The 22,728-nt window shown below is 37.2% G+C and carries 22 protein-coding genes; 11 read left to right on the top strand and 11 right to left on the bottom strand.

Going from position 1 to position 22,728, the window contains the following annotated elements; genetic code table 11:
* Window positions 1-151: 151 nt before the first annotated feature.
* A complete protein-coding gene (locus DZB84_RS03605) occupies window positions 152-913 on the top strand; it encodes an NERD domain-containing protein (RefSeq protein ID WP_116350903.1) in 762 nt (253 codons plus the stop codon).
* A 346-nt stretch (window positions 914-1,259) separates the two neighbouring features.
* On the opposite strand, the gene DZB84_RS25175 is transcribed toward DZB84_RS03605, so the two are convergent.
* The 8 genes from DZB84_RS25175 to DZB84_RS03575 form a co-directional block, all read right to left on the bottom strand.
* Window positions 1,260-1,568 carry a hypothetical protein gene (locus DZB84_RS25175; protein WP_223254376.1) on the bottom strand — a complete coding sequence of 103 codons (309 nt, stop codon included), beginning with the start codon at window positions 1,566-1,568 and terminating at the stop codon, window positions 1,260-1,262.
* Window positions 1,569-1,652: 84 nt separating this feature from the next.
* Window positions 1,653-2,357 carry a DUF4236 domain-containing protein gene (locus tag DZB84_RS25170; protein WP_223254375.1) on the bottom strand — a complete coding sequence of 235 codons (705 nt, stop codon included), beginning with the start codon at window positions 2,355-2,357 and terminating at the stop codon, window positions 1,653-1,655.
* 152 nt (window positions 2,358-2,509) lie between these two features.
* The gene (locus tag DZB84_RS24800) at window positions 2,510-2,674 is read right to left on the bottom strand and encodes a hypothetical protein (RefSeq protein ID WP_189655135.1); all 165 of its coding nucleotides are present in this window, start codon (window positions 2,672-2,674) and stop codon (window positions 2,510-2,512) included.
* Between the two features lie 45 nt (window positions 2,675-2,719).
* Window positions 2,720-3,358: a DUF2238 domain-containing protein gene (locus DZB84_RS03595; RefSeq protein WP_411266252.1), complete on the bottom strand. Its 639-nt coding sequence runs from the start codon at window positions 3,356-3,358 to the stop codon at window positions 2,720-2,722.
* 145 nt (window positions 3,359-3,503) lie between these two features.
* Entirely contained in the window at window positions 3,504-4,664 is a 1,161-nt protein-coding gene (locus DZB84_RS03590; protein WP_116350901.1) for a Ger(x)C family spore germination protein, read from the bottom strand.
* A 1-nt stretch (window position 4,665) separates the two neighbouring features.
* Entirely contained in the window at window positions 4,666-6,096 is a 1,431-nt protein-coding gene (locus tag DZB84_RS03585; protein WP_116350900.1) for a spore germination protein, read from the bottom strand.
* Entirely contained in the window at window positions 6,093-7,178 is a 1,086-nt protein-coding gene (locus tag DZB84_RS03580) for an endospore germination permease (RefSeq protein WP_116350899.1), read from the bottom strand. Before DZB84_RS03580 ends, DZB84_RS03585 begins: the two co-directional genes overlap by 4 nt.
* Window positions 7,179-7,403: 225 nt before the next feature.
* Window positions 7,404-7,742, bottom strand: coding sequence for a hypothetical protein (locus DZB84_RS03575; protein WP_116350898.1), 339 nt, complete (start codon window positions 7,740-7,742; stop codon window positions 7,404-7,406).
* Between the two features lie 295 nt (window positions 7,743-8,037).
* On the opposite strand from DZB84_RS03575, the gene DZB84_RS25165 reads away from it, so the two are divergent.
* Together DZB84_RS25165 and DZB84_RS03565 are read left to right on the top strand one after the other, a co-directional pair.
* Window positions 8,038-8,859, top strand: a complete 822-nt coding sequence (locus tag DZB84_RS25165) for a M15 family metallopeptidase (RefSeq protein ID WP_223254374.1) — start codon at window positions 8,038-8,040, stop codon at window positions 8,857-8,859.
* Between the two features lie 126 nt (window positions 8,860-8,985).
* Window positions 8,986-9,594, top strand: a complete 609-nt coding sequence (locus DZB84_RS03565) for a class I SAM-dependent methyltransferase (RefSeq protein WP_189655134.1) — start codon at window positions 8,986-8,988, stop codon at window positions 9,592-9,594.
* A 10-nt stretch (window positions 9,595-9,604) separates the two neighbouring features.
* Here the strand turns inward: DZB84_RS03565 and DZB84_RS25160 are convergent, their stop codons facing one another.
* Together DZB84_RS25160 and DZB84_RS03555 are read right to left on the bottom strand one after the other, a co-directional pair.
* Window positions 9,605-11,416, bottom strand: a complete 1,812-nt coding sequence (locus tag DZB84_RS25160; protein WP_116350896.1) for an HD-GYP domain-containing protein — start codon at window positions 11,414-11,416, stop codon at window positions 9,605-9,607.
* A gap of 132 nt (window positions 11,417-11,548) precedes the next feature.
* On the bottom strand, window positions 11,549-12,826 hold the full coding sequence (locus DZB84_RS03555) for an MFS transporter (protein ID WP_116350895.1): 1,278 nt from the start codon (window positions 12,824-12,826) through the stop codon (window positions 11,549-11,551).
* A 95-nt stretch (window positions 12,827-12,921) separates the two neighbouring features.
* Here DZB84_RS03555 and DZB84_RS03550 point away from each other — a divergent pair, with 95 nt between their 5' ends.
* The 4 genes from DZB84_RS03550 (at window position 12,922) to DZB84_RS03535 (ending at window position 16,792) form a co-directional block, all read left to right on the top strand.
* Window positions 12,922-13,572: a nucleoside deaminase gene (locus tag DZB84_RS03550; protein ID WP_116350894.1), complete on the top strand. Its 651-nt coding sequence runs from the start codon at window positions 12,922-12,924 to the stop codon at window positions 13,570-13,572.
* 43 nt (window positions 13,573-13,615) lie between these two features.
* Window positions 13,616-14,782, top strand: coding sequence for an LL-diaminopimelate aminotransferase (locus tag DZB84_RS03545; protein WP_116350893.1), 1,167 nt, complete (start codon window positions 13,616-13,618; stop codon window positions 14,780-14,782).
* Window positions 14,783-14,926: 144 nt separating this feature from the next.
* The gene (locus tag DZB84_RS03540; RefSeq protein ID WP_116350892.1) at window positions 14,927-15,451 is read left to right on the top strand and encodes a CBO0543 family protein; all 525 of its coding nucleotides are present in this window, start codon (window positions 14,927-14,929) and stop codon (window positions 15,449-15,451) included.
* 96 nt (window positions 15,452-15,547) lie between these two features.
* Window positions 15,548-16,792, top strand: coding sequence for an MFS transporter (locus DZB84_RS03535; RefSeq protein WP_116350891.1), 1,245 nt, complete (start codon window positions 15,548-15,550; stop codon window positions 16,790-16,792).
* 42 nt (window positions 16,793-16,834) lie between these two features.
* On the opposite strand, the gene DZB84_RS03530 is transcribed toward DZB84_RS03535, so the two are convergent.
* Window positions 16,835-17,803 carry a sugar phosphate isomerase/epimerase family protein gene (locus tag DZB84_RS03530; protein WP_116350890.1) on the bottom strand — a complete coding sequence of 323 codons (969 nt, stop codon included), beginning with the start codon at window positions 17,801-17,803 and terminating at the stop codon, window positions 16,835-16,837.
* A gap of 193 nt (window positions 17,804-17,996) precedes the next feature.
* Here DZB84_RS03530 and DZB84_RS03525 point away from each other — a divergent pair, with 193 nt between their 5' ends.
* The 4 genes from DZB84_RS03525 to DZB84_RS03510 all read left to right on the top strand — a co-directional run bounded on the left by DZB84_RS03525 (window position 17,997) and on the right by DZB84_RS03510 (window position 22,663).
* On the top strand, window positions 17,997-18,986 hold the full coding sequence (locus DZB84_RS03525) for a LacI family DNA-binding transcriptional regulator (protein ID WP_116350889.1): 990 nt from the start codon (window positions 17,997-17,999) through the stop codon (window positions 18,984-18,986).
* Between the two features lie 48 nt (window positions 18,987-19,034).
* Window positions 19,035-20,057, top strand: coding sequence for a Gfo/Idh/MocA family protein (locus DZB84_RS03520; protein WP_116350888.1), 1,023 nt, complete (start codon window positions 19,035-19,037; stop codon window positions 20,055-20,057).
* Between the two features lie 460 nt (window positions 20,058-20,517).
* The gene (locus tag DZB84_RS03515) at window positions 20,518-21,522 is read left to right on the top strand and encodes a Gfo/Idh/MocA family protein (protein ID WP_116350887.1); all 1,005 of its coding nucleotides are present in this window, start codon (window positions 20,518-20,520) and stop codon (window positions 21,520-21,522) included.
* A 157-nt stretch (window positions 21,523-21,679) separates the two neighbouring features.
* Window positions 21,680-22,663, top strand: coding sequence for an ABC transporter substrate-binding protein (locus DZB84_RS03510; protein ID WP_116350886.1), 984 nt, complete (start codon window positions 21,680-21,682; stop codon window positions 22,661-22,663).
* Window positions 22,664-22,728 lie beyond the last annotated feature (65 nt).

The following is a 22,728-nucleotide window of genomic DNA, read 5'->3' as shown; positions in this document are numbered from 1 at the left end:
CAAAAGTAAGAAGAGTCTTAATGGCTCTTCTTTTTTAGTAATATTTACCTACTGATTATCAAAAAATGTAATATTTTGTGGTATAATTTAGAAAAATATAGAAATTACATTTTTTTAATGGAAAACATTGCCATGGTCAGGAGGAAAAGAATTGGAGCTACTATTAGGTTTAGTTATATTTGCCATTCTTGTAAGTCTTGGATTACCTAAAGTTAAGGGATTCCTCGGAGAAGCATCAGTTCGCCTTTATTTAAACAAGCTTGATAAAGAGAAATATCAAGTTTTTAATGATGTTTTAGTACCATTAAAAAATAGAAAAGCTTCTCAAATTGACCATGTTGTCGTGTCACCTTATGGAATTTTTGTAATTGAGACAAAGTATTATAAAGGGTGGATTTACGGTGATTCCAAGAGTAAATATTGGACGCAAGTAATCTATAAGCGCAAAGAAAAGCTTTATAATCCAATATGGCAAAACTATGGTCACATAAAAGCATTGCAGGAATACCTGGGGATAGAGAACGAAGAATTCTATTATTCTATTGTTTCCTTTAGCAACCGCGCTACCTTAAAGAAAGTTGAAACAAGTGGCTTAAATACTAGTGTTACTTATTCATCACGTCTTGTAAGTACAATTTATGCCTATAAAAAGGTTTTATTAACAGCTGGACAAGTTCGCCATATTGCAGAAAAGCTAGAAAAGATATTAAATGCCGGTGGTGAACAGAAAAAGCAGCATATTAAAAAAATAAAAGACTCACAACGTTTTTATCAATATAAAATTAATGCTAACATATGCCCTAAATGTGGTTCAAGCCTTGTTGAACGAAAAGGTAAGTATGGTGCTTTTTGGGGTTGCAGTAACTATCCAAAGTGTAGATTTGTTTTGAATAATAAACAGGCAAATATTTAGTTAGAGATGCTTTTGGTTTAGTTGATTTTTATTATTAACATTAAACCTAAGCATCTCCTCAACAATCCTTTCTTCGTTTTAAACCCAACGCAAATACAGGTTTGTTAGGTTGTTAGGTATCAAGGAGCCAATCTAAAATGAAGTGGTACTGGATTTGTTTTCATAATGATTTGCTGCTGCTTTTGTCTTTTATAGGAAAGGCCGACCCACCGTATGAGACGAAGAAAAGTATATTTTAGAAATGAGGCCTCTGAAATACCAAAGCATAGGTGTTCCGTTAATGGATTACTCGTACAGAGTCCTTGCAATGATGCTGCAGAACTCTGTGCTTTTTTGTGTGGTTCCATTATTTTACTAGTTTTTCAACAGGTTGGAAGCCCTTAGTCTTTAAAAACTTCATGTTGTGCTCAAAGTTGTTGAGCGAATCGGAACAATCTATGGCTTCAAGATTTAAACTCTTAAAAGTTTCCTTATCTATTTTGACCGATACTATTGTTTCCTTTTCAGTATGCCCGGTAACAGTATTGAGCCGTTCGTCGTTCGCATGAATATATACATAATCGATTGGTAATAAGGCAAATAGATCACCAGCAATCCGAAGAACACAGCTACACACATAGTCCTGCTCAATGTCTAGCTTTTTGGTTTTTGGCATGGCCTTTCTTGAAAGCTTACCTGTTTTCGTTAAGGATAAGATTTCATCTGGAACGACAGAGGAAGAATGGACGTCAAATTCAACCTAAAGATAGGATGGATCCTCCATGATAAATTCAAATCCACTTCCAAATTCGGCTATGTCATCGAGAGGGGCAAATTCATCTAAAACTTGGAAATAGGTATCAGGGTCACCTTCCAACACCTTGGATGCAACTTGTACTAAATGTTCCCATTCTTCGTATTCCTCTTGATCCTTTTTCTTTGCAGTCTCTATGGCAGACAGTAGCGCTGCCTTTTTCTTCACGTCTTGCTTAAATAATTTTTCGAAAAAACCAGGCTTATAGTCGTTTGCTGCTTTTCTTGCAGTAGTCTCATTCGGTCCTGGATGTCCAGGTAGATAGGGTGGAGGAGCCTGTCTTAGTTCTTCCCAATCGACAGGTGTATCGCATTCCTTATGAATTGATTTAATCATTTCAAGCTTATTCTCGAAGAGTTCCACCTGATACTGATTGTATTCCAGCTCCTGCAGTTTTTGAGCTTCACGTTGCTGTCTTTTCAGTTCATTATGTTGTTTATAAGCGTTAGATCGGTAATTTCGTCCCGAACTCGAAGTGGTTGTGTAAGAAATACCACTACCTGGAATGCCAGCAGTTACTCTTCTTTGACCCCTCGAATTCACGGAATAACGTAGACCTTTCACTCCAAAGCTAGCACCAACCCCACGTTTCGATACATTTACTCGCACACCGGGTGCGATCTTAAAGCTTTTGCGAAAGCTAAGTCCCATATTTCTTCACCCCGCAATTTATTTTTACCTATTATATCAAGTATTAATGAGAGGAAGGAATATACCACGAGTGTTACTCTTCTTGGAAGCAGAAGGAGAGAAAAAAACAGGAAAACTCACCATTAAGGGTGAGTTTTAAGTGTTATTCTACCTTATTTTTTAAAACGCTCATCGTTCTTTCGCGCAAACGCCCCGCCTTCACGAAGAGTTTCAGCTAGAGCGCGTTCAGCAAGCATTTCCATACTAACTTCTTCTTTATACTGATTTTGAGTAGAATCGTTTTTCGATTTATTTTGAATGTTTTTCTTATCTGTCACGGTTGCTCCTCCTTTCTTTTGTTAGTATGTCTCTATATGTAGCTATCATGATTTTTCCAATTTATTTAATAAACGATTATGTAATTTACTGAAAATAAGTAATGCAAGAATTGCTCCTATAAAGCTTAATGACATATCCCATTGAGTATCCCAAATATCACCCTGAGTACCTAAGAAGTCTCTTGCCGCCTTTCCTCCATGTGCTATTTTAGAAACTAGCCACTCAATAATTTCATATAGGGCTGCAATTGCTAAGGTAGCACTTAAAACAAAAGTATTTATCCAAAAACCTTTCTTCAACTCGGTTTTTCTTATTATGATTTCTCTAATGACAATTGCTAAAAGCCCTTTTAGGAAATGTCCAAACCGATCATAGTGATTCCGGTTTAGATGGAATTCCTCTTTGATCCAATTAAAAAGAGGCACTTTTGCATATGTATAATGACCGCCAACAAACGTAAGAATGCAAAGAATTGCAATAATCACATAGGCTAAAGTTGTAAAACGAAATTTTTTGTATGTGGATAGTAGAATAACTAGACCAAGAACTGCTGGAAATACTTCTAATGCCCAATCACGATATGTGTCAGGTTTTATTCCTGACCAAATCAGTATAGAAATGACGATGATTAGAAGGAAAATATGTATACGTGTACTTTTTTTATCTTTCTTCAATGGTTTCACTCCGGATAAAAGGGATTTTAATTAGTAGTATTTCAATACAAAGATCATACAATTCCTTGCAGAGTTAGATGTAGCTAAAAAACATTTTCTGATATGAATTACAAAGACACCTGACGAATTACGTCAATTGTTTTTTTCTGGGCAATCATTCTTTAATCTCGATTTTTCGATTTTTGAATGAGCCGGAGTGTTCAAGTGTGATATGCGCTTCAATCGACTTTAAGCTGTCTTCTTGAAGTAAGCCATCCTGGCTTTTTAGCTTTTTCCATTCAGCAGGATGCTTTCTGTATAGCTGATGCTCTAAGTTCAAGAAATCAACATTATGCTCTCGACCTAATTGATACAATTGTCTTATTTCAGAAATAACTCCCTTTTTAACGAACTTCTCCATCGCGTTTACATTAATCGTATTGTTCGTTATGCGATTACTTACTTGTCCATCCGCCATGAAGAGGATGGTAAAACGGAATCTTCCGTCTTGTTTTTCAGGATGAACTTTTACCATTTCATGATCAAGGACGGTAATAAATTCAGGGTGTGTTTCGTCCGGTACTAGTATGGATGCGCGTACTGTTTCTGGTGTCAGCCAGCGTATGCCTTTTATTTTCTCATATGGAAAATAGCCTTTGTATTTTTGGTTACCTAGAAAAAAGGCCCCATCAATAGCTAGTTTCCCCTCATTTTTTTTATTTTTCTTCCACTGAGTATCATCAATTGAAAGCGAAGGGATATACGTAGTTCGACCTGGGTCAAAAAATTCACGTACAAATTGATTTAATTTTACAGGCTTGATGGTCGAGCTTTGCTCGTAAGAACTTTTTGGACTATGAAGAATCGTATTTAATGAATTTTGATTGAAAAATCCAGTTGTTGACAAAACATCAAGTATGGAATCCTTTGTCCCAAAAATCCATGGAGTTGGGCGGAATTCGTAGTATCGTGTCAAGCCATCAAATATACTATCCAATCCTTGTTTGAGTGCATTTTCGCTTAAAACAATTGCGGTGACATGTGCCCAGAGAAATCGTTCTTGGGCAGTATGATAGGCTTTGAAAAAAGCATCGATAAAGGTTTTTCCAGTCGTTTCGGAAACATATACTTCAGGTGGTCCTTTGTCACCACCCTCTCTTTTTGCAACAGACGTTAGTCCAATCATTTGAATCGAGACAAAATATTTCCCATCTCGGTAATCGACGCCGATAGCGGTGGCGAAGTTTTGATTTTCAATTTCACCGATGTCATTGCAAGCACTAACAAGGACAAGACATAAGACAAGAGTAATTGAACAGGTTATTTTTCGCTTCATCCTACTTTCTCCGCTTCTGTATAAATGATATTCCAAATTTTTTCCGTTTAAAGGGATCCACAAACAGGGCCGCTAGATATTCTTTAAATGTTAATGATGCGGCTGGTTCAAGATAAGCCACCCCAAAGGACTCCAATTTAGATAGATAAATAAGAACACTAAAGAATCCAACAAAAAGCCCATATACTCCTAAAAAAATAGACAGTAATATCGTATAAACTCGAAGGATACTAACTGTTCCTACTAATGATTGATTGACAAGTGTGTAGCTTGCAACAGCGGTTAATGCAATGACAACAATCATCGTCGGGGATGCAAGACCTGCCCGAATTGCTGCATCACCAATAATGATACCGCCGACAATGGATACCGTTTGACCAAGAATAGTGGGCATGCGGACGCCAGCTTCTCTTAACAATTCGAACAAACCAAGTATAAAGATGGCTTCGAGACCAATAGGTAATGGCAATCCTTCACGAGAGACAACGACAGTGGCTAATAAGGCAAACGGAAGCTGGTCAATATTGACAGAAGATAGCGAAACCCAAAATCCTGGTAGGAAAATGGCGATTAGCAATCCGACAAGTCGAATAAACCGTCCAAACAGAACAAAATAGTAAGGAAAATGAACATCCTCTGGCGATTTAATGAGCTCAAAAACATTAATTGGTCCTATTAACACAGAGGGTGAGCCATTGACAATGATGATAAATCTTCCGCGTACCATGCATTCAATGATATAGTCCGGGCGTGTCACATAATCAAATAAGGGAAACAACGAAAATGTACGATCGGAAATCCATTGTTCCAATTGACCACTGCTTACAACGCTTTCCGATTGAAAGGTAGCGAGTCGTTTCCTCGCTTCCTCAATGATGTCCTTATTGGCTTTATCATGTAAATAAAGCAATGAGACCTCTGTTTTACTCAACGTTCCTAAGGTGAATTTCTCGGAATAGAGTTGTGCAGATTTCATTCTTTTTCGAATTAAGGATATGTTTACATTCATTTCTTCGGTAAAACTATCCTTTGGTCCCTTAATCGAAACCTCTGTCGTTGATTCTTGAGGGTTTCGTTGTGGCACTTTACTAATATTGAACACATGAAAGAATGGGGTTCCTTCTCTAAAAAAAATCAGGGAACCAGAAAACACAAGATTCACCATTTCTTGCATGCTTTTTATATGCTGGACAGGTGGGAGCTCTTGGGAAAACTTGCGTGGTTCTTCATGCCCAATACTTAGGACGATTCGGTTGAAATACTCGTTTAACTGTGATGAATCAAGCATTCCTTTGCAATAAAAAGCTTGGAGAAACTCATCGTTTTCAATCGGTATAAATTCAATATCGGCATAATGTCGAAAAAAATCTTTGATTTCATCACATGTTAAGTTTTCGTTTTCTAATAAATGATCGAATTCTTTCATGTTCATAGACTTTGGGTTCCTTTCTTCATTGGCAAGTAGCAAAAAATCAATAAAGCCAACGAAAGTAACACAGCACTTATAAATGCAGCTGGATAAAAGTATCTCCCAATCAGTGTTTGTACCCACATGTCACTTAATGGAAGGACCGTCAATAATGCTAAGAGAAGGGAGGTGACAATAAACATCTTCTTTTTTTTAGAGGGCGAGGTATGGCATTTAACCATATCTGCCAATAAGTAAAGACCCAATGAAACCCGGATAAGTTCGCCACTTAATAATTGAAACACCGCCAAAAAGTCAACATGTGAAATATAATTTCCCAACGTTATGAGTCTCCATTGTTCAAAAGCTGGGAACCTCATATCAGAGGAAACCGCTGGACCAAAGGATGCCAAGGAACCCGTTGTTGGACCTAGGATTAGACCAGCTAAAATCGTAATCAGTATGAAAAGGTTAAAAAACGTAAACGATTTTTTTAAGTGATGCTGAAGAAGTAACAATACAAGGAAATCTGCACCTCCACCAAGAACGATAATGGCCCCTTTTACAACGGGTTGATAACCTTCGACAAGAACAGGAAATAAATAGGAATAATCTTTTTCGTTAAAAGTAAACGTAGCTACAAAAATTCCAAGTACCCAAACAATCGGCAATAATATCGTGGACACATAGACAATCGATTTTAAGCCACTATAGGCTGACCAAATACAAATCAAAAGGAAAGGAAGCATCACAACAAAGGATGGTGTATGCGGTAAAAAATAAATATTGACGGATTGAATCAAATCATAAAATGAAATAGCACTAATCGTAAAAACATAAACCACAAGGATGGCGATGACTACGCGAGAAACCGTGACTCCGGCTCGTGTTGAAATCCAGTCATAAAGACATAGTCGCTGTTGATTTTTTTTCATGATTAAATAAAGGATGAATCCCCATAACAGGAGGATCGCATAGGCAAACAATACAGATACCCATGCATCACGTTTTCCTGCTGAAAGCAAATGGGGCATGATGAGCACATGATTGGAAATCCCAATAAAAAGTATGAGAACAAAAATTAACTGAGTACGCGAGAAATGCATTCCACCACCACCAAATAAGTTCCACTCCTGTTAGGATTTGATTGTGTTACCAAATTATGCATAACGAGAGGGTGATGGTTAAATTTAATGTTGGGGAGGGTGACTTTTTATAAGGTAGACATGTAAACAAGCCACTCGCAATATGAAGTGGCTTGTTTTACATATTAGGTAACCTAGATAGTGAATTTTCAGAGATGATGAATTCGGCATGATGTAGTAAATGACTCATTCCTTAAGCTGCCGTATATAAAAGAGGAGCTCTCCAGCTTCCGTTTCAGCTATAAATACTCCCGTATCATTTGTAGAATACACAGCTGTTCCTTTTGGTAATTTTGTTGCAGAAAAATTCCATCTGAAGAGTAACGCTTTATTTGTTTCGCCCATTTTCTCTCCTTTTTGGAAACTCTCCTTTTTCTTTTGAAACCATTCCAGGTCGGTTGCATTTGAGTACACATTTCCGTGATATAGGAGGATATCTCTATCCTTATTCTTAACACTGATAATCGTAGCTCCTAAAACAAGCACTAGGAAAATCGTTAGGAGTAGAAGTATCATTTTCCTCATAAACATCCCACCCTTTTAAATTGAGAAAAAACAATTAAGGTAACTGATAGATTAAGAGTAACAGTTAAAATGAGTATATGAAAGTGGGTATTTGGTAAAAAATCGTGATAGATCGGTCAAAAAACGATTGGTATTTAAAAGATAAGTAACATGGAACCACAAGAACCGTCCCCCTGGCCCATTAGTACTTTCTTCATGCTAAAAACTTACAACTAATTCCCTGTGTCGATTCTTGTAAAATATAGTAGAATGATAGGTGGAGATAAAAGATATCGATTAGGGAAGAGGAATTACATTGAAGAAAGTAATCATCGGGTTGGTACTTGTATTGGTGGCGTCCTCTCTATTTTTTACGAGGGAAGCTTTTTCTGATATTTTACAAGAAAGCTATACTTCGATTAAGGAAGTCGTGATTGGAAAAATCGCCTTAAGCAAAGAGAGCAATGGGGAAGCATTGCCGGAAAAAGTGGACGCACCTGAGACCCAAACGGCAGGTGAACAGACAGAAGTGGCTCCTGAAGATGCGAAGCCAGTTATTGATCCTAATGATCCATTTTTATTGTTAGTAAATAAAGAGGTTGGGGTATTGGATGAAACCTATGTACCACAAAATCTTTCGGTTCCTAATGTAGCATTTTCCACGTCCGTATCGGAACGTAAATATATGGTAAAAGAGGCTGCTGATGCTCTTGAACAATTATTTGCCGGGGCAAGTAATGATGGAATTACACTACATGCACAATCTGGCTACCGTTCTTATGGTACACAGAATATGCTTTATGATTCTTATGTGCGTGCACATGGGGAAGAAGAAGCAAGTACATTTAGTGCAAAACCAGGGCAAAGTGAACATCAAACGGGTCTTGCGATGGATGTGACTAGTGATAGTGTTGACAACCAGCTTGTACAAGAGTTTGGAGAAACCGTGGAAGGCAAGTGGGTTGCCGAGCACGCGGCTGAATTTGGATTTATCATTCGCTTTCAACAAGGTAAAGAAGATATCACAGGCTATATGTACGAGCCATGGCATCTTCGCTATGTAGGTGTAGAACATGCGAAATATATGACAGAACATGGACTAACATTAGAGGAATATCTTGGTGTAGTAGAAAAATAGACTAGAAGAGCTCCTAAACAGGGCTCTTTTTCTTTTGTGCATTGATTTACATGATCAACAACCTTTACAATAATTGTAATCATAAAGAGTGCGATTCATTAATATCTACAAATGGGGGTGTTTAAAATGAACATCGAACGCCAAGTTGAGATTTTTAATAAGCAAGCGGGTAAGTATTATAAACGAGCCAAACAAAAAAATATAGATTTTCGACTGAGGAGTAAGCTTCTACAGTCCGCCACAGGAAATATCTTGGAATTATCGGTTGGAGCGGGAATGAACTTTCAATTTTATCCAAAGTCATCGAGAATCACTGCGGTTGATTTTAGTCCTAATATGCTTGAACAAGCAAGAATCGTGGCAGCGGAACAAGGGCGTCAGGTTGATTTTCGACTTGGAAATGTGGAAGAGATCGCTCTGCCTGAGAATAACTATGACACGGTGATCTCAACATTGTCTCTTTGCTCATACCCTCATCCTGATAAAGTACTTACGCAAATGGCTTCCTGGTGTAAGGAGGACGGGAAGATTCTTCTCTATGAACATGGGATTAGCACAAACTCATTCGTTGCCTGGCTTCAACATAAAACAAACTCTTTTTATATGAAAAAGGTAGGGTGTCATATGAATCGCGACATTCTGAAGCTTGTGCAAGAATCTCCACTATCCATCGTTAAATCAGAGCATTACATGTTACATGCTGTACATCTTATTTGGGCAAAGCCAGTTCGGTAAAACAACCGTTTTATTTCCCATTAAAAGACTCCTTAATCGAAACAAATTCGTTTATATTCTCCAAAAAGAGGTCGACTAGTTGAGGATCAAAATGTTTTCCTTTTTGGTCCTTGAAGTATTCCATTATCCTTTTCATTTCCCATGCCTTTTTATAAACTCGATCGGTGCTTAAGGCATCAAATACATCTGAAATAGCAGCAATTCTTCCGTATAAGGGGATTTCTTCACCTTTCAAGCCTTCTGGATAACCACTACCATCATATTTTTCATGATGGGTCAAAGCGATTATCGCTGCAGCATCCAAGATTCTCCGGTTCGAATGTTTTAACATTTGATATCCAATGGTGGTATGAGTTTTCATGATTTCGTATTCTTCTTTTGTTAATTTTTGAGGTTTGTTTAGGATTGAATCTGGAATGCCAATTTTCCCAACATCGTGTAGGGGAGAAGCACTTTTTAGTAGTTCTGCCTCTTCTTTGGACAAACCGTATTTTAATGCCAATAATTTAGAGTACTCGGCTACCCGTCTAACATGGTTACCGGTTTCTTTTGAACGGGTTTCTGTTATTTCCCCAAGTGTAAATAAAATTTCCTTTTGGGTGGCTTCAAGTTCACTTGATAGCATTTCATTCTCAGAAAACGACTCAGCATATCTTTTTGTTATGATAATGGATTGAGCTCCAATAAAGGCAACAATTCCAAGTGGTGACAAAATGGTGGTATTAATCATTTGGGCGTCAAACATAAGATCATTGATCGCTGTTCCAATCAATATTAAAAGCGATAGACCAATCACATATGCGCCAACCTGCTTTAATTTGATGCCTTTCATGATTAGGTACAGGATGTAAGAGAACGTGATAAGTAATATAACATAGAGAATATAAACTAAGTTCGTAAAAATAACTGATTCAGTAACCAGAACGATTACGATACAAATTACTGAAAGAATCATCACAATCTGAACTGGGATTTTCTTTTGCCCAGTAGGAAATTTTAACGAAAAATACTTTATAAAGAGGAGTACACTACAAAAAATAGTAAGGAAATTTAATTTAAGTACAACATTCCAGCTTAAATCAGGAAAAAAATATAAAATGGATGTTTGTCCTACTAATAAGATACTAAATCCATAAACGAGACAAAATAGTCCAAAATAGAGAGGCACACGGTCTTTTCTTCGATTAAAAAATATATTTAGATGATTAAAACTGATAATAAGAAAAGCACCAATACTAAACCATTCAATAAACGTATCACGTTTCGCTTTATGTTCAATTTCAGAAGGGTTTCCTAAATAAACGGGTCCCATAATTCCAGTATCACGAAAATGAAAATTGGATACTTGTAATAGAACTTGTGTATTCTCCTGAGAAACATTGAAAAAGATTACTTTTGGAGTCCCTTTAGGTACCATTTGGTCTTTTGTTTTTGCAACCTTTCCGTTTTCTATAACTAGATGATTATTAATCCATAGTGTATAAGCACTAAAAACTTGAGGTATATAGATTGCCTTTGTTTGCCCAAGCGAATTTATAGGAAAATGAATATCCAATTGATAGGTTCCGTAGCCTTTATGGGTACCCCAATAACCTGGAACTTTCATAGAGTGTTTTGGAGGATATTTTTGAGATTCTAAATCACTAGGACTTAACAAATGGTAAGGATAAAAATTCCAGTATCCTGCTAAATTTAATATCTCATCTTTTGGTTGAATCACGATTTCTCCATTTTTAATTAGTGTTTCTTGTTGGTTTTGACACCCAGCCATAAAAAATATAAAAAGGGAAATGAATAAAATTAGGGATCTTTTATGTTGCATAACCTACTCCATCTATCTCAGTTAGTTGATTTACATATTGGCCATTACTTCTTCATTTTTTCCTTCTATTCAAAAAACATACAAAGTGCCAGGAACCTTTGGGGTACCTGGCACTTCTATACATCTATGATTCTATACTGATGCTTCCTGTATATTTGAGCTTTCTGCTGTTTTCACATATATGATTTGCCTTCGCAGGATGAATACATATGCAAAAAATGCGAAAATGATACTTAATGCGCTATATAAAAAGACCGCTTTGAAGCCAGCATGAAGGGAAATAAATCCTAAGCATATAGCTCCGATACCACTACCCAAATCTTTGGCAGTGAAAAAAGTTGAGTTCCCTGCGCCTCTTCGATTAGGTGGGCAAAGCTTAATCATCACAGCATTTAACGCTGGCTCTACAAAACCTAATCCTAATCCGTAAAGGATGCCTGATAGGATGAAATAACTTAAGGAATGGGCATAGGCTAAAACCACAAATGAGAGCGTCATAATGATTAATCCAGGGATAATGACTAATGAACTTCCATATTTATCGGCCAATTTTCCTCCAGCAACTCTCGTGAATAATAGGGCAATTGAATAAACCGTATAATATAAACCGATGTCTTCGATTCCTAAAGATAGAGCGAAGGTTGGAATAAAGGTTAACGCTACACCCATCCCAACATAAACAAAAGCAGTTACTAAAGCTGTTGGAAGAGCTGTTTTTTCATAAAGCAGTTCTGAGATTTTTCTTTTTCGAGTTGATGATTTGCGTTCAACGTTTGTTTTTCCTTTTTCATATGTAATAAATAGGCTACAAAGAATTGAAATTAAGCCAATCAAACCAGCAACGATGAAAAGTACTTGATAATTAAACTGTTGAATAAGATAAATGCTTAAAGCTGGTCCCACTGCCGTTGCAAGTGTATTAGATAACCCAAAATAACCAACACCTTCAGCCAACCTACGTTTTGGCACAATATCCGAAATAACGGTCCCGGATGCATTGGTGGTTGCACTGAATCCTATTCCATGTAGACTTCTCAATACTAACAGAAGACTAATTGAAAATGCAACAACGTATGAAAGAGTGATAAATGCAGTTACCACAGCCCCAATAATTAGCACAATTCTACGACTCTTTTCATCTATTATTTTGCCGAAAAGAGGTCTGAAAATGATTGCTACAAACATGAAGAAACCAAACAGCATACCTGAAATCGAATTATCGCCACCTAGATGGATTGCATATAAGGGGAGCCCCGTCATTAACATATTATTGGCAATTTGTGTAGACATAGCATAAAAAAACGTTAGAAAATAATATTTCGTCCATAATTTTTCTGTATTCTTATTCGTTCCGTGCAAATGAAGTCCTCTTTTCATGAGTGATGTTGTAATGATTATATCAATTATCAATATGGCAGTCTCTATTTGAATTTATATTGCTAAAAATATTCCCATTACTTTACAATTAGTATAATCTTAACAGTTCTAGAAAAGAGGTTTAAAATATGGAATTCGCAAGTTCGAAACATGATATCTGGCGCCACTGCTTCCAAGAGGCTTGGAGGTCCTTTCAGGAGGGATCACGCCCAATCGGTGCGGTTGTTGTAAATGGCGATGGTGAAATTGTTGCAAGGGGGAAAAGTGCGGTATTTGGTGAGTTGTCAGATTCCGTGGTTTTTCATAATGAGCTTGCCCATGCTGAAATCAATGCATTGCTAAAAATTGATAATCGTGTCCATACCAAAGTAAATCATTATACACTCTATACCACAATGGAACCATGCCCACTTTGCTTTGGTGCGTTATACATGAGTGGGATTAAAAATCTTGCTTATGCTGCAAAGGATAAATATGGAGGAAGTACAAATTTGCTGGGGACAACCCCATATTTGAGTCGGAAACGAATTCAAGTCGAGGGGCCGATTCCATTTTTAGAGGATCTATCTATATTATTAAATGTCTATTTTGACCTGAAAATGGGTTATGAAAAGGGACTAGCTGTGATTGAAAAAATGAAAGACGACTACCCAACAGCGGTGGCGTTAGCAAGTGAATGGTGGAAAGAAGATCGATTGAAAGATTATCAGAATCTACAAATGGAAGAAGTTTACGAGATGATGCTTTCATCGGTGAAGGTTTCACCTAAACTTTCATAATCTTGTTATAATAGTAGTAATTCGAACAAATGAGGTGACAGCATTGAAAATCACACTCTCACAGAAAATGAACGAGTTTGGGGAATCGGTTTTTACCGAACTAGCAAACTATAAAAAGCAAAAAATGCGTGAGGGACAAGATATTATTGACTTAAGCGTGGGCAGTCCGGATTTGCCGCCACCTCCTTATGTCATTGAGGCATTGGCTACTCATGTTCAAAACCCTTCATTATATGGGTATTCATTAACTGGAATAGATGAATTGCATGATGCCATTTCTGATTACTACAAAAGAAGATTTGTTGTTCCTGTTAAAAAGGAAAGTGAAGTATTAATGGTTATGGGCTCTCAGGATGGACTTGTTCACTTTCCAATGGCATTTGCCAACCCAGGGGACTTGGTTCTTGTTCCAGATCCTGGCTATACAGCATATGCAGCTGGTATTGCATTAGCCGGTGCCAAGCCATATGGCATGCCATTGAAAGAGGAAAATCAGTTTTTACCGGATTTGGATGCCATTCCTGAGGATATTTGTCAAAAGGCAAAAATGATGATTTTAAACTTCCCTGGTAACCCTGTGCCAGCACTTGCAACACAAAGCTTTTTCGAAAAAGTTATCCAGTTTGCGAAAAAATATCAGATTGTGGTCCTTCATGATTTTGCCTATTCGGAGTTGTACTTTGAGGAAAAACCGATTAGCTTTTTATCGATAGAAGGTGCAAAGGAAGTTGGGGTTGAATTCAACTCTCTTTCAAAAAGCTTTAATATGGCAGGGTGTCGGATTGGATATATGGTGGGTAATCCTGATATCATTGCTGCCATAAACCGACTCAAATCAAATCTCGACTATGGTGTATTTTTGCCCATACAAAAAGCTGCAATTGCTGCATTAAGGGACACCTCAAGCTTCAGTGAAAACTTGAGAGAAACGTATAAAAAACGACGTGACCTGTTAGTGAATGGGCTAGCTGATGTGGGCTGGCAAGTGGAATCTCCAAAAGCATCGATGTTTATCTGGGCAAAGGTTCCAAGGGGCTTTACATCCACTGAATTTACGTATCGCTTAATTGATGAAGCGGGAATTGTGGTAACTCCAGGTAATGCCTTTGGTCCGAGTGGAGAGGGCTATGTACGAATTGGTCTTGTTCAAAATGAAGAGACTCTTAAAAATGTTGTCAAACGATTAAAAGATATCCCGTTATTAAATTAGAATTACGACCTAACTTTGGGTACATTGCTTGGAAGATACCTTTCATTTTTTACATAAAACAGACGAATCAAATATTAGATTCGTCTTATTTTATTGTAAATATCTGGGTATTATAAAAGTACTACTTGTTCAGGAGTGTAACCAATGCACCTAATCTATAATGCCTTATTCCTTTTGGCCGCGGTAAAATGGGGCGATTGGAGAAGGTGGCGTGAATATTACCCAACTATTTTGTTCTTTTTAATAGGGGATCTTTTAAAAAACGTATTTTACCATGATTACTGGATTTGGACGTATCAGGAAACGATATTTGCAAAAGACATTCTCAGCAATCATACATTTATTACTTTATTAATTATGTTTGTGGCTTATCCCGCAACAACTCTCATCTATCTAGGGCACTTTCCTGAAAAAAGATGGAATAAGGTACTCTGGATTGGCCTGTGGGTGTCTATATACGTTATAGTGGAATACATCAATTTGAAATATTTGCACCTCATCAAACACCACCATGGTTGGACGATCCATTGGTCGTTTCTTTTTAATCTCGTTATGTTTCCGATGCTTAGACTTCATCAGAAACAACCCCTGATTGCGTGGGGCTTATCTATTATTTGGATTATATTTTTATTAAATATGTTTCCAATTCCAATGAAATACATAAAGTAAAATTTATATGGAAAATGGCATTGAAATAGGATATAGTTATTCATGATAAAGGGAACTCATGTTTGGAGTTCCTTAATTTGTGATGGGAGAGAATGTATGAATACAACAAATGAACGAGATTTTAACCATTGGAAAAAGAATATTATTCTTTTTCTGGGAAGCCAAACGATTTCTCTGTTTGGATCGGCATTAGTTCAATATGCGATTATGTGGTATATCACCCTTACCACACAGTCAGGTATTATGATGACCATCTCGATTATCTGTGGATTTTTACCGACGTTTTTCCTTTCACCTTTCGCAGGCGTTTGGGCTGACCGATTTAATCGTAAAGTGTTAATCATTCTGGCTGACGGAATGATTGCTGTTTCTACATTGATATTAGCCATCTTGTTCTTAATGGGATATGACTCCATTTGGCTCCTTTTTGTCATATCAGCGATCCGGGGACTAGGAACAGGAATCCAAACACCAGCGGTTGGCGCGATTTTACCTCAAATTGTTCCACAGGATAAATTAACGAAAACAAATGGAGCAAATGGTAGCATTCAAGCTGTGATTATGCTGATTGCACCTATGGTCAGTGCAGCATTGTTAACAGTAGCTTCACTAGAAATAATATTCTTTATTGATGTTATTACGGCAGCGATTGCGATTACGACCTTGCTTGTCTTTCTTAAGATTCCTTCCCATGCGAAAGCAAACGAACAGCAACATGTCAGCTATCTTGAAGATTTTAAGTTAGGTGTAAACTATATTAAACAAAGTGAATTTTTGAAGCCATTTTTTCTTTTCTTTGCAATCTTTTTTGTGGCTATGGCACCAGCAGCATTCCTTACACCTCTCCAGGTTGCGCGGAGTTTCGGGGACGATGTGTGGCGGTTAACGGCCATTGAAATTGCCTTTTCAATCGGGATGATGGTCGGTGGAGGAGTGATTGCCACTTGGGGTGGCTTCAAAAATAAGATTCATACGATGACATTGGCGAGTGTCCTATTTGGTCTAACAACAATTGGCCTAGGTATTGTGCCGGTTTTCTGGTTGTATTTAGGTGTTATGCTGATTTGCGGTATAGCGATGCCAATCTTTAATACACCAGCAACCGTATTATTGCAGGAAAAAATTGAGGAAAACTTTCTAGGAAGGGTTTTTGGGGTATTCAGTATGATTTCCACCTCGATGATGCCTCTTGGAATGTTAATTTTCGGACCAATTGCGGATATAGTAAAAATCGAATGGCTCCTCATTGGCACGGGAATCTTCATGGTTGCACTGTCCTTCTTCCTTATGGGAAGTAAAGCGCTTGTGAAAGCAGGGGCACCAGTGCCGGTTCAAGAATAGCAAAAAGGGAGAAGCATCCATTAGCTTCTCCCTTTACAATACTTACGTCCACCACATTTCACCTATAGATTCCTTCACCATTACGGGTTTAAGCGTTTGAATAGCTTTTGTAAATCCTTCATCAATGGACATTAATCCGTCTTCATGTTCGATGCTCACGACATAATCATAGCCATACAGACGAAGGGTACTAATGATATCAGCCCAAACTTTAGAATCATGACCAAATCCAACTGTCCGGAAATACCATGATCGATTTTGCATATCGTTATAAGGAGTCATATCTGTGAGCCCATTTCGATTCGTGTTCGGTTGATCAATGATTGTATCCTTTGCATGGAAATGGTGGATTGCATTTTCACGTCCAAGTATTTTAATAGATTCAACAGGGTCAATTCCTTGCCACCACATATGACTTGGGTCAAGATTTGCCCCAATTGCTGGACCACAAGCTTCTCGTAAACGTAATAGGGTAGCAGGTGTATGTACGGAAAATCCGCCATGTAATTCGAGACCAATCTTCACATTATGCTTTTGAGCGAAGGCTGCTTTTTCCTTCCAATAAGGGATGATTTTTTCTTCCCATTGCCATTTTACTATTTCTTGATATTCATTTGGCCATGGAGAAACAGGCCAGTTTGGATATTTTGCGTTTTCATGGTCACCCGGACAGCCAGAAAATGTATTTACAACAGGGACACCAAGCTGTTTTGCTAATTTAACCGTTTTCAAAAATACAGAATCTGCTTCTGAAGCGATGTGTTTTTGAGGGTGAAGAGGGTTGCTGTGACAACTTAAGGCGCTAATTGATAATCCTCTTTTAGAGATTTTCTCCATAAAATCCTTTTGTTTTTGTTCATTATCTAATAATTCATCAACCTTACAGTGGGCATCACCCGGATAACCCCCTGTACCTAATTCTATCCCTTCAATTCCTTTTGCAGCCACATGATCCAGCATATCGTCAAGACTTTTTTCAGAGAATAAAACTGTAAAAACCCCTAACTTCATAAAGTGTCCTCCCCAAAATGGTGTTTTGTAATCCGTTACATTATATTATAGCAAAAAATATATAAAAACAATATTCAAAATTGTTGAATTATAGGTTAGTGGTTACATCTTGACATAAATATTCAGAAAACTTACAATTATAATTGTAATCGATTACAAATATTTATCATAGAATTGAAAGTGGGGACCAACAATGGCGAATATTCAACAGGTAGCTCAAAAAGCAGGTGTATCCGTTGCAACGGTTTCAAGGGTCCTTAATAATGCTACGTCTGTTAGTCCTAAAACAAGACTTAAAGTTGAAAATGCAATTAAAGATCTTAATTATGAACCTAGTATGTTGGGAAGAAATCTTCGAAACTCTGAAAGTCGCCAGTTATTAGTGTTACTTCCGAGTATATCCAATCCATTTTACACCGAAATCATAAATGGGATTCAAAATACCGCAATTGCCAATAGCTATAATATACTTCTTTGTGAAACAGACTCAATTCCACAACGAGAAAATATTTATTTTAATATGGTTAAGAATAAATTGGCTGATGGAGTTATTTCGATGGATCCAACAGTCAATATGCATAAGCTTAATGAATTAGCAGAAAATTACTCCGTAATTCTTTGTAGTGAATATGATGAAGGCGGAAGTATCCCTTACGTTACCATTGATAATGAATTGGCAGCCTATCAGGCTGTAAAGCATCTGATCAAATTAGGTCATGAAAAAATTTCGCTCATTAATTCTGACGAAAAGTTCTTGTATGCTCGACAACGTCGGAATGGATATGAAAGAGCATTAAGGGAGTTTAACATTCCAATCCGAGATGAATGGATTTACCACTCAAAAGAACTAGAATTTCAAAATGGCGTTCAAGCAATGAGGATTTTGTTTCAATCGGAGGAAAAGCCAACTGCTGTCTTTGCAGTATCTGACACTTTGGCTATAGGCGCTCTAAAAGGAATTAATGGATTTGGCTTACACGTGCCAAATGATGTTGCAATCGTTGGTTTTGATAATATTAGCTTTTCAAACATGACAAATCCAACATTAACAACGATTTCACAGCCAATGTATAAAATGGGCTGCATTGCAGCAGAAATGCTGATTAATAGCATTCAGGGGGAGAAAGTTGAGAGTGTTGTTTTAGACCATGAACTAATTATTCGTGAATCAACGATGGGCTAGGATATCCTGCCTCACCTTAAAATTAAATGACTAGGGAGGTTTTTATACGTGGGTATAAAAGTAGGCATTATCGGTTGTGGTTCGATAACACGACATAGGCACGCACCTGAGTATAAGGCAAATCCACATGTTGATGAAATCATCTTTTATGACCGAAATCCAGAAAGAGCTAAGAGTCTAGCAAAGGAATTTGGTGGGCGAGCTGTGGAAACAGTAGAAGAATTGTTAAATGACCCCTCTATCATAGCGATTAGTGATTGTTCATCCAATGATGCCCACCATATTAACACAACTAATGCATTGTTAAGTGGAAAGCATGTTTTATGTGAAAAACCATTAGCCATTAGTGTAAAGCATGCTGAGGAAATCCTCGAAGCAGAACGGAAATCTGGAAAAAAATTAATGGTTGATCATAACCAACGATTTACCCAAGCTCACCAAAAAGCAAAAGAAATTTTAGTCAATAAAGAATTAGGTGAGGTTTTAACCTTCAAAACAACCTTTGGTCATCACGGACCAGAAAGCTGGGGTGTAAATAAATCAAATTCCACTTGGTTTTTTAAAAAAGAACGTTCACACTCAGGTGTTGCCGGTGATTTAGGAATTCATAAAATAGATTTAATCCATTACCTCTTAGACGACGAAATTGAAGAAGTTCATTCTTTCTTTGGTACATTGGATAAAGTTGATGAAAATCGATTGCCGATTGAGGTTTGCGATAATGTTGTATGTGCATTAAAGACGAGGAAAGGGCGTCTAGGAACGGCTTCGTTTTCGTGGACGTATTACGGTTCAGAAGATAATTCGACGATCATCTACTGTCAAAAAGGAATCTTGAAAATCTATCATGACCCTGAAGCCCCGCTACTGGTAGAAAAGAAGGATGGCTCGATTAAGAAGTATGAATTAGGGGCAATACAGACGAATGATAACCAAACAAATACAGGAGTGATTGATGCATTCATCGATTCAATCATTCGTGACGTCAAACCTGCTGTTACAGGTGAACAAGCAATTGCTTCACTTAGAGTTGTTGAAAAAATATTAGGCTCACAAGTTTCATACACTTAAAATATGTGAGAATTAAGGAGTATGCCGGTTTTGGTAAAAATGATAATTTATACCTAAAAACAATTGACTGAATATTGTTTATCTTATACTATAAATGTAACGGATTACATTTGCAGTTATTACTTTCCGATTGGTGGCAATATTAGGCTTGTACAGGTTAATTGTAATCAATTACAAGTTTGTCAGGAGGGTTGACATGTTGCAACAACTTGCAATTAACTGTGGAAATCATCCATTTAAAGGATAGGTTGGGTGCATAAAATGAATGGAAATTTCCAGCAATTGGAGATGTTGATTTTTCAAATAAATTTAAAGCGCTTTCTATTGCGAGCTTTAGAGGTCCTTTAAGTGTAGAAATCGAATTTACATCTTCAGATCCAGCAAATCTTAAGGAATAAGACGATTCTGTGAGAAAATCCTTTGAATATCTTTCAAGATTAATAGGATAAGAGGAGAGAAGATGAGTAATATTGGGCTTGTTGGTTTGGGATTCATAGGAAAAACGCATTTAGAGGCATACCAACAACTTGAAAATTGTAGAGTAACTGACATTTGTTCACGAAATGAAGGTAAGGACAAAGATATTATTCAAAACTATAACGGGTCATTTGTTTCGGATTACGATGAATTATTAAGTAATAAGGAAATTGATATTATTGATCTTTGCGTTCCTACATTTTTGCATGAAGAATATATTATCAAGGCTGCTAGAGCAGGAAAACATATCATTTGTGAAAAACCATTAACCTTGACAATAGAATCAGCCAATCGAATTATGAATGAAGTAAATAAAAATGGTGTCAAGCTATTTGTCTGTCATGTACTTCGATTTTGGCCAGCATATAAGGCGATTAAATCTTTATCTGAAACTGACAAATTAAAAGATATTCAAATTATTCATGCGAAGAGATTAGGTCAGGTACCTAAATGGAGCGATTGGTTTTTGTATCCTGAAAAAAGTGGCGGAGCCCTATTCGACCTTCATATACATGATATTGATTTCGTCTATTATTTATCGGGCGAGGTTGAGTCAGTGTATGCAGTAGGAAATAAGAATAAGTATGGTGCGTGGGATCATGTCATGACCACCCTTACCTTTACCAATAAAAGTAAAGCTTATGTTGAGGCATCCCAGCGAATGCCAAAAGGATATCCTTTTACAATGTCATTACGAGCACAAGCGATCCAAGGGACTCTAGAATTTAATTTGATTGCTGGTGAAAATATTGAAAATATAGAGGAAGCTACAAATCAATTAATTTATTATAACCACGAGGAAAGATTAGCTCTTCCCATTGAAAAAAAGGACGCCTTTCAAAATGAACTATCGTATTTTGTGAATTGTGTCGCAAAGGACCAAGAAAATCTTATAGTTCCTTTACATGATGTGCTTTATACTTTAAAACTTCTAAATGCTATTGAAGTGTCCTTAGAAACAGGGAAACAAGTTTCAATTGCGTACTAATACCCTACATACAACAAGAATCCTCAAAAAAACTACAACATGATGTTAACTCCTAGATGAAAACAATTATATTTACTAGTAGGAAATTAATAATTATTTGGTTTCACTTTCTATTTTGAAATAGATTGCTAGTTAAAAAACGAGGGGGTTATTTTTTATGAAAAAAGCTTTACGTTTATTCTCGTTGTTGGTTTTACTTCTAATTCCTGTACTGAGTGCGTGTAGTGATTCAGAAAAAACAGGGGACACGACAACTGGGGGTTCTGGAGAAGGTTCAGGTAAAAAGTACAAGGTTGGTATTTTAGCTCCAGCGGTAACACATGGATGGGTTGCTGCGGTTGCTTATCATGCGGAAGCTCGTGCTAAAGAACTTTCCGGTGAGATTGAGTACCAGATTCAAACAAGTAGCAATGCAGCTGAAATGACTTCACAATTAGATGATTTAATGACCTGGGGTGCAGAAGCGATTGTAGCGTTCCCACAATGGGAAGGGATGGAAGTACCTATTCAACGTGCCTTAGATGAAGGAATCAAAATTGTTAACTTTGATATTGTCATTGATGCTGAAGGTGTTTATCGTGTAGCAGGAGACAACGAGGATATGGGCGTTCAGGGTGCAAATTACATTGTTGAAAAAATCGGTAAAGAAGGGAATGTTGTTATTCTCGAGGTTCCATCCTCAGGCTCAGTTTCAGAGCTACGTAAGAAGGGATTTGTTGAAACAATTGAAGAAATCGCTCCAGATATTAAGCTTCATACTTATGCAACTCAGTTTACAAGGGAAGATGGTTTGAAAGACTTTGCGGATATTTTAACAAGCCTTGATAAAATTGATGCTGTCTACTCATTGGATGATGAAACCTCTATTGGTGTATTACAAGCAATCAATGAAGCGGGAAGATCAGATATAAAAGTAGTAACTGGTGGCGGTGGAATGCAGGAATATTTTAAAATGATGCCAGAGAATGAAGATATCTGGATTCAATCTGCACTATACAGTCCAGCTATGGTTAAGGATGCTGTTGATGTGGCACTTAAGGTTTTAAAGGGTGAAAATGTTGACATGGAAACCATTATTCCTACAACCGTTGTTGATAGAGAGAATTATGAAGAATTCCTTGACGAGGGTTCACCTTATTAAAAAATAGAGCTCGCTAAACTTGAGGGCTATGGCAATGCTGCTATAGCCTATCTCTTTTACTTGCT

It is taken from the genome of Bacillus sp. HNG (genome assembly GCF_003400205.1).
In the GTDB taxonomy this organism is placed as follows: Bacteria; Bacillota; Bacilli; order Bacillales; family Bacillaceae_L; genus Ferdinandcohnia.
The sequence above is the reverse complement of the archived record's forward strand: the minus strand, read 5'-3'. Positions and strand labels throughout refer to the sequence as shown.

What these genes read in the sequence shown, in the direction of transcription:
- DZB84_RS25175 (WP_223254376.1), bottom strand. Translation starts at nt 1,568, where the DNA reads ATGCCAAAAACCAAAAAGCTAGACATTGAGCAGGACTATGTGTGTAGC.
- DZB84_RS25170 (WP_223254375.1), bottom strand. Translation starts at nt 2,357, where the DNA reads ATGGGACTTAGCTTTCGCAAAAGCTTTAAGATCGCACCCGGTGTGCGA.
- DZB84_RS03590 (WP_116350901.1), bottom strand. Translation starts at nt 4,664, where the DNA reads ATGAAGCGAAAAATAACCTGTTCAATTACTCTTGTCTTATGTCTTGTC.
- DZB84_RS03585 (WP_116350900.1), bottom strand. Translation starts at nt 6,096, where the DNA reads ATGAACATGAAAGAATTCGATCATTTATTAGAAAACGAAAACTTAACA.
- DZB84_RS03580 (WP_116350899.1), bottom strand. Translation starts at nt 7,178, where the DNA reads ATGCATTTCTCGCGTACTCAGTTAATTTTTGTTCTCATACTTTTTATT.
- DZB84_RS03575 (WP_116350898.1), bottom strand. Translation starts at nt 7,742, where the DNA reads ATGAGGAAAATGATACTTCTACTCCTAACGATTTTCCTAGTGCTTGTT.
- DZB84_RS03565 (WP_189655134.1), top strand. Translation starts at nt 8,986, where the DNA reads ATGAACATCGAACGCCAAGTTGAGATTTTTAATAAGCAAGCGGGTAAG.
- DZB84_RS25160 (WP_116350896.1), bottom strand. Translation starts at nt 11,416, where the DNA reads ATGCAACATAAAAGATCCCTAATTTTATTCATTTCCCTTTTTATATTT.
- DZB84_RS03550 (WP_116350894.1), top strand. Translation starts at nt 12,922, where the DNA reads ATGGAATTCGCAAGTTCGAAACATGATATCTGGCGCCACTGCTTCCAA.
- DZB84_RS03540 (WP_116350892.1), top strand. Translation starts at nt 14,927, where the DNA reads ATGCACCTAATCTATAATGCCTTATTCCTTTTGGCCGCGGTAAAATGG.
- DZB84_RS03535 (WP_116350891.1), top strand. Translation starts at nt 15,548, where the DNA reads ATGAATACAACAAATGAACGAGATTTTAACCATTGGAAAAAGAATATT.
- DZB84_RS03530 (WP_116350890.1), bottom strand. Translation starts at nt 17,803, where the DNA reads ATGAAGTTAGGGGTTTTTACAGTTTTATTCTCTGAAAAAAGTCTTGAC.
- DZB84_RS03525 (WP_116350889.1), top strand. Translation starts at nt 17,997, where the DNA reads ATGGCGAATATTCAACAGGTAGCTCAAAAAGCAGGTGTATCCGTTGCA.
- DZB84_RS03515 (WP_116350887.1), top strand. Translation starts at nt 20,518, where the DNA reads ATGAGTAATATTGGGCTTGTTGGTTTGGGATTCATAGGAAAAACGCAT.
- DZB84_RS03510 (WP_116350886.1), top strand. Translation starts at nt 21,680, where the DNA reads ATGAAAAAAGCTTTACGTTTATTCTCGTTGTTGGTTTTACTTCTAATT.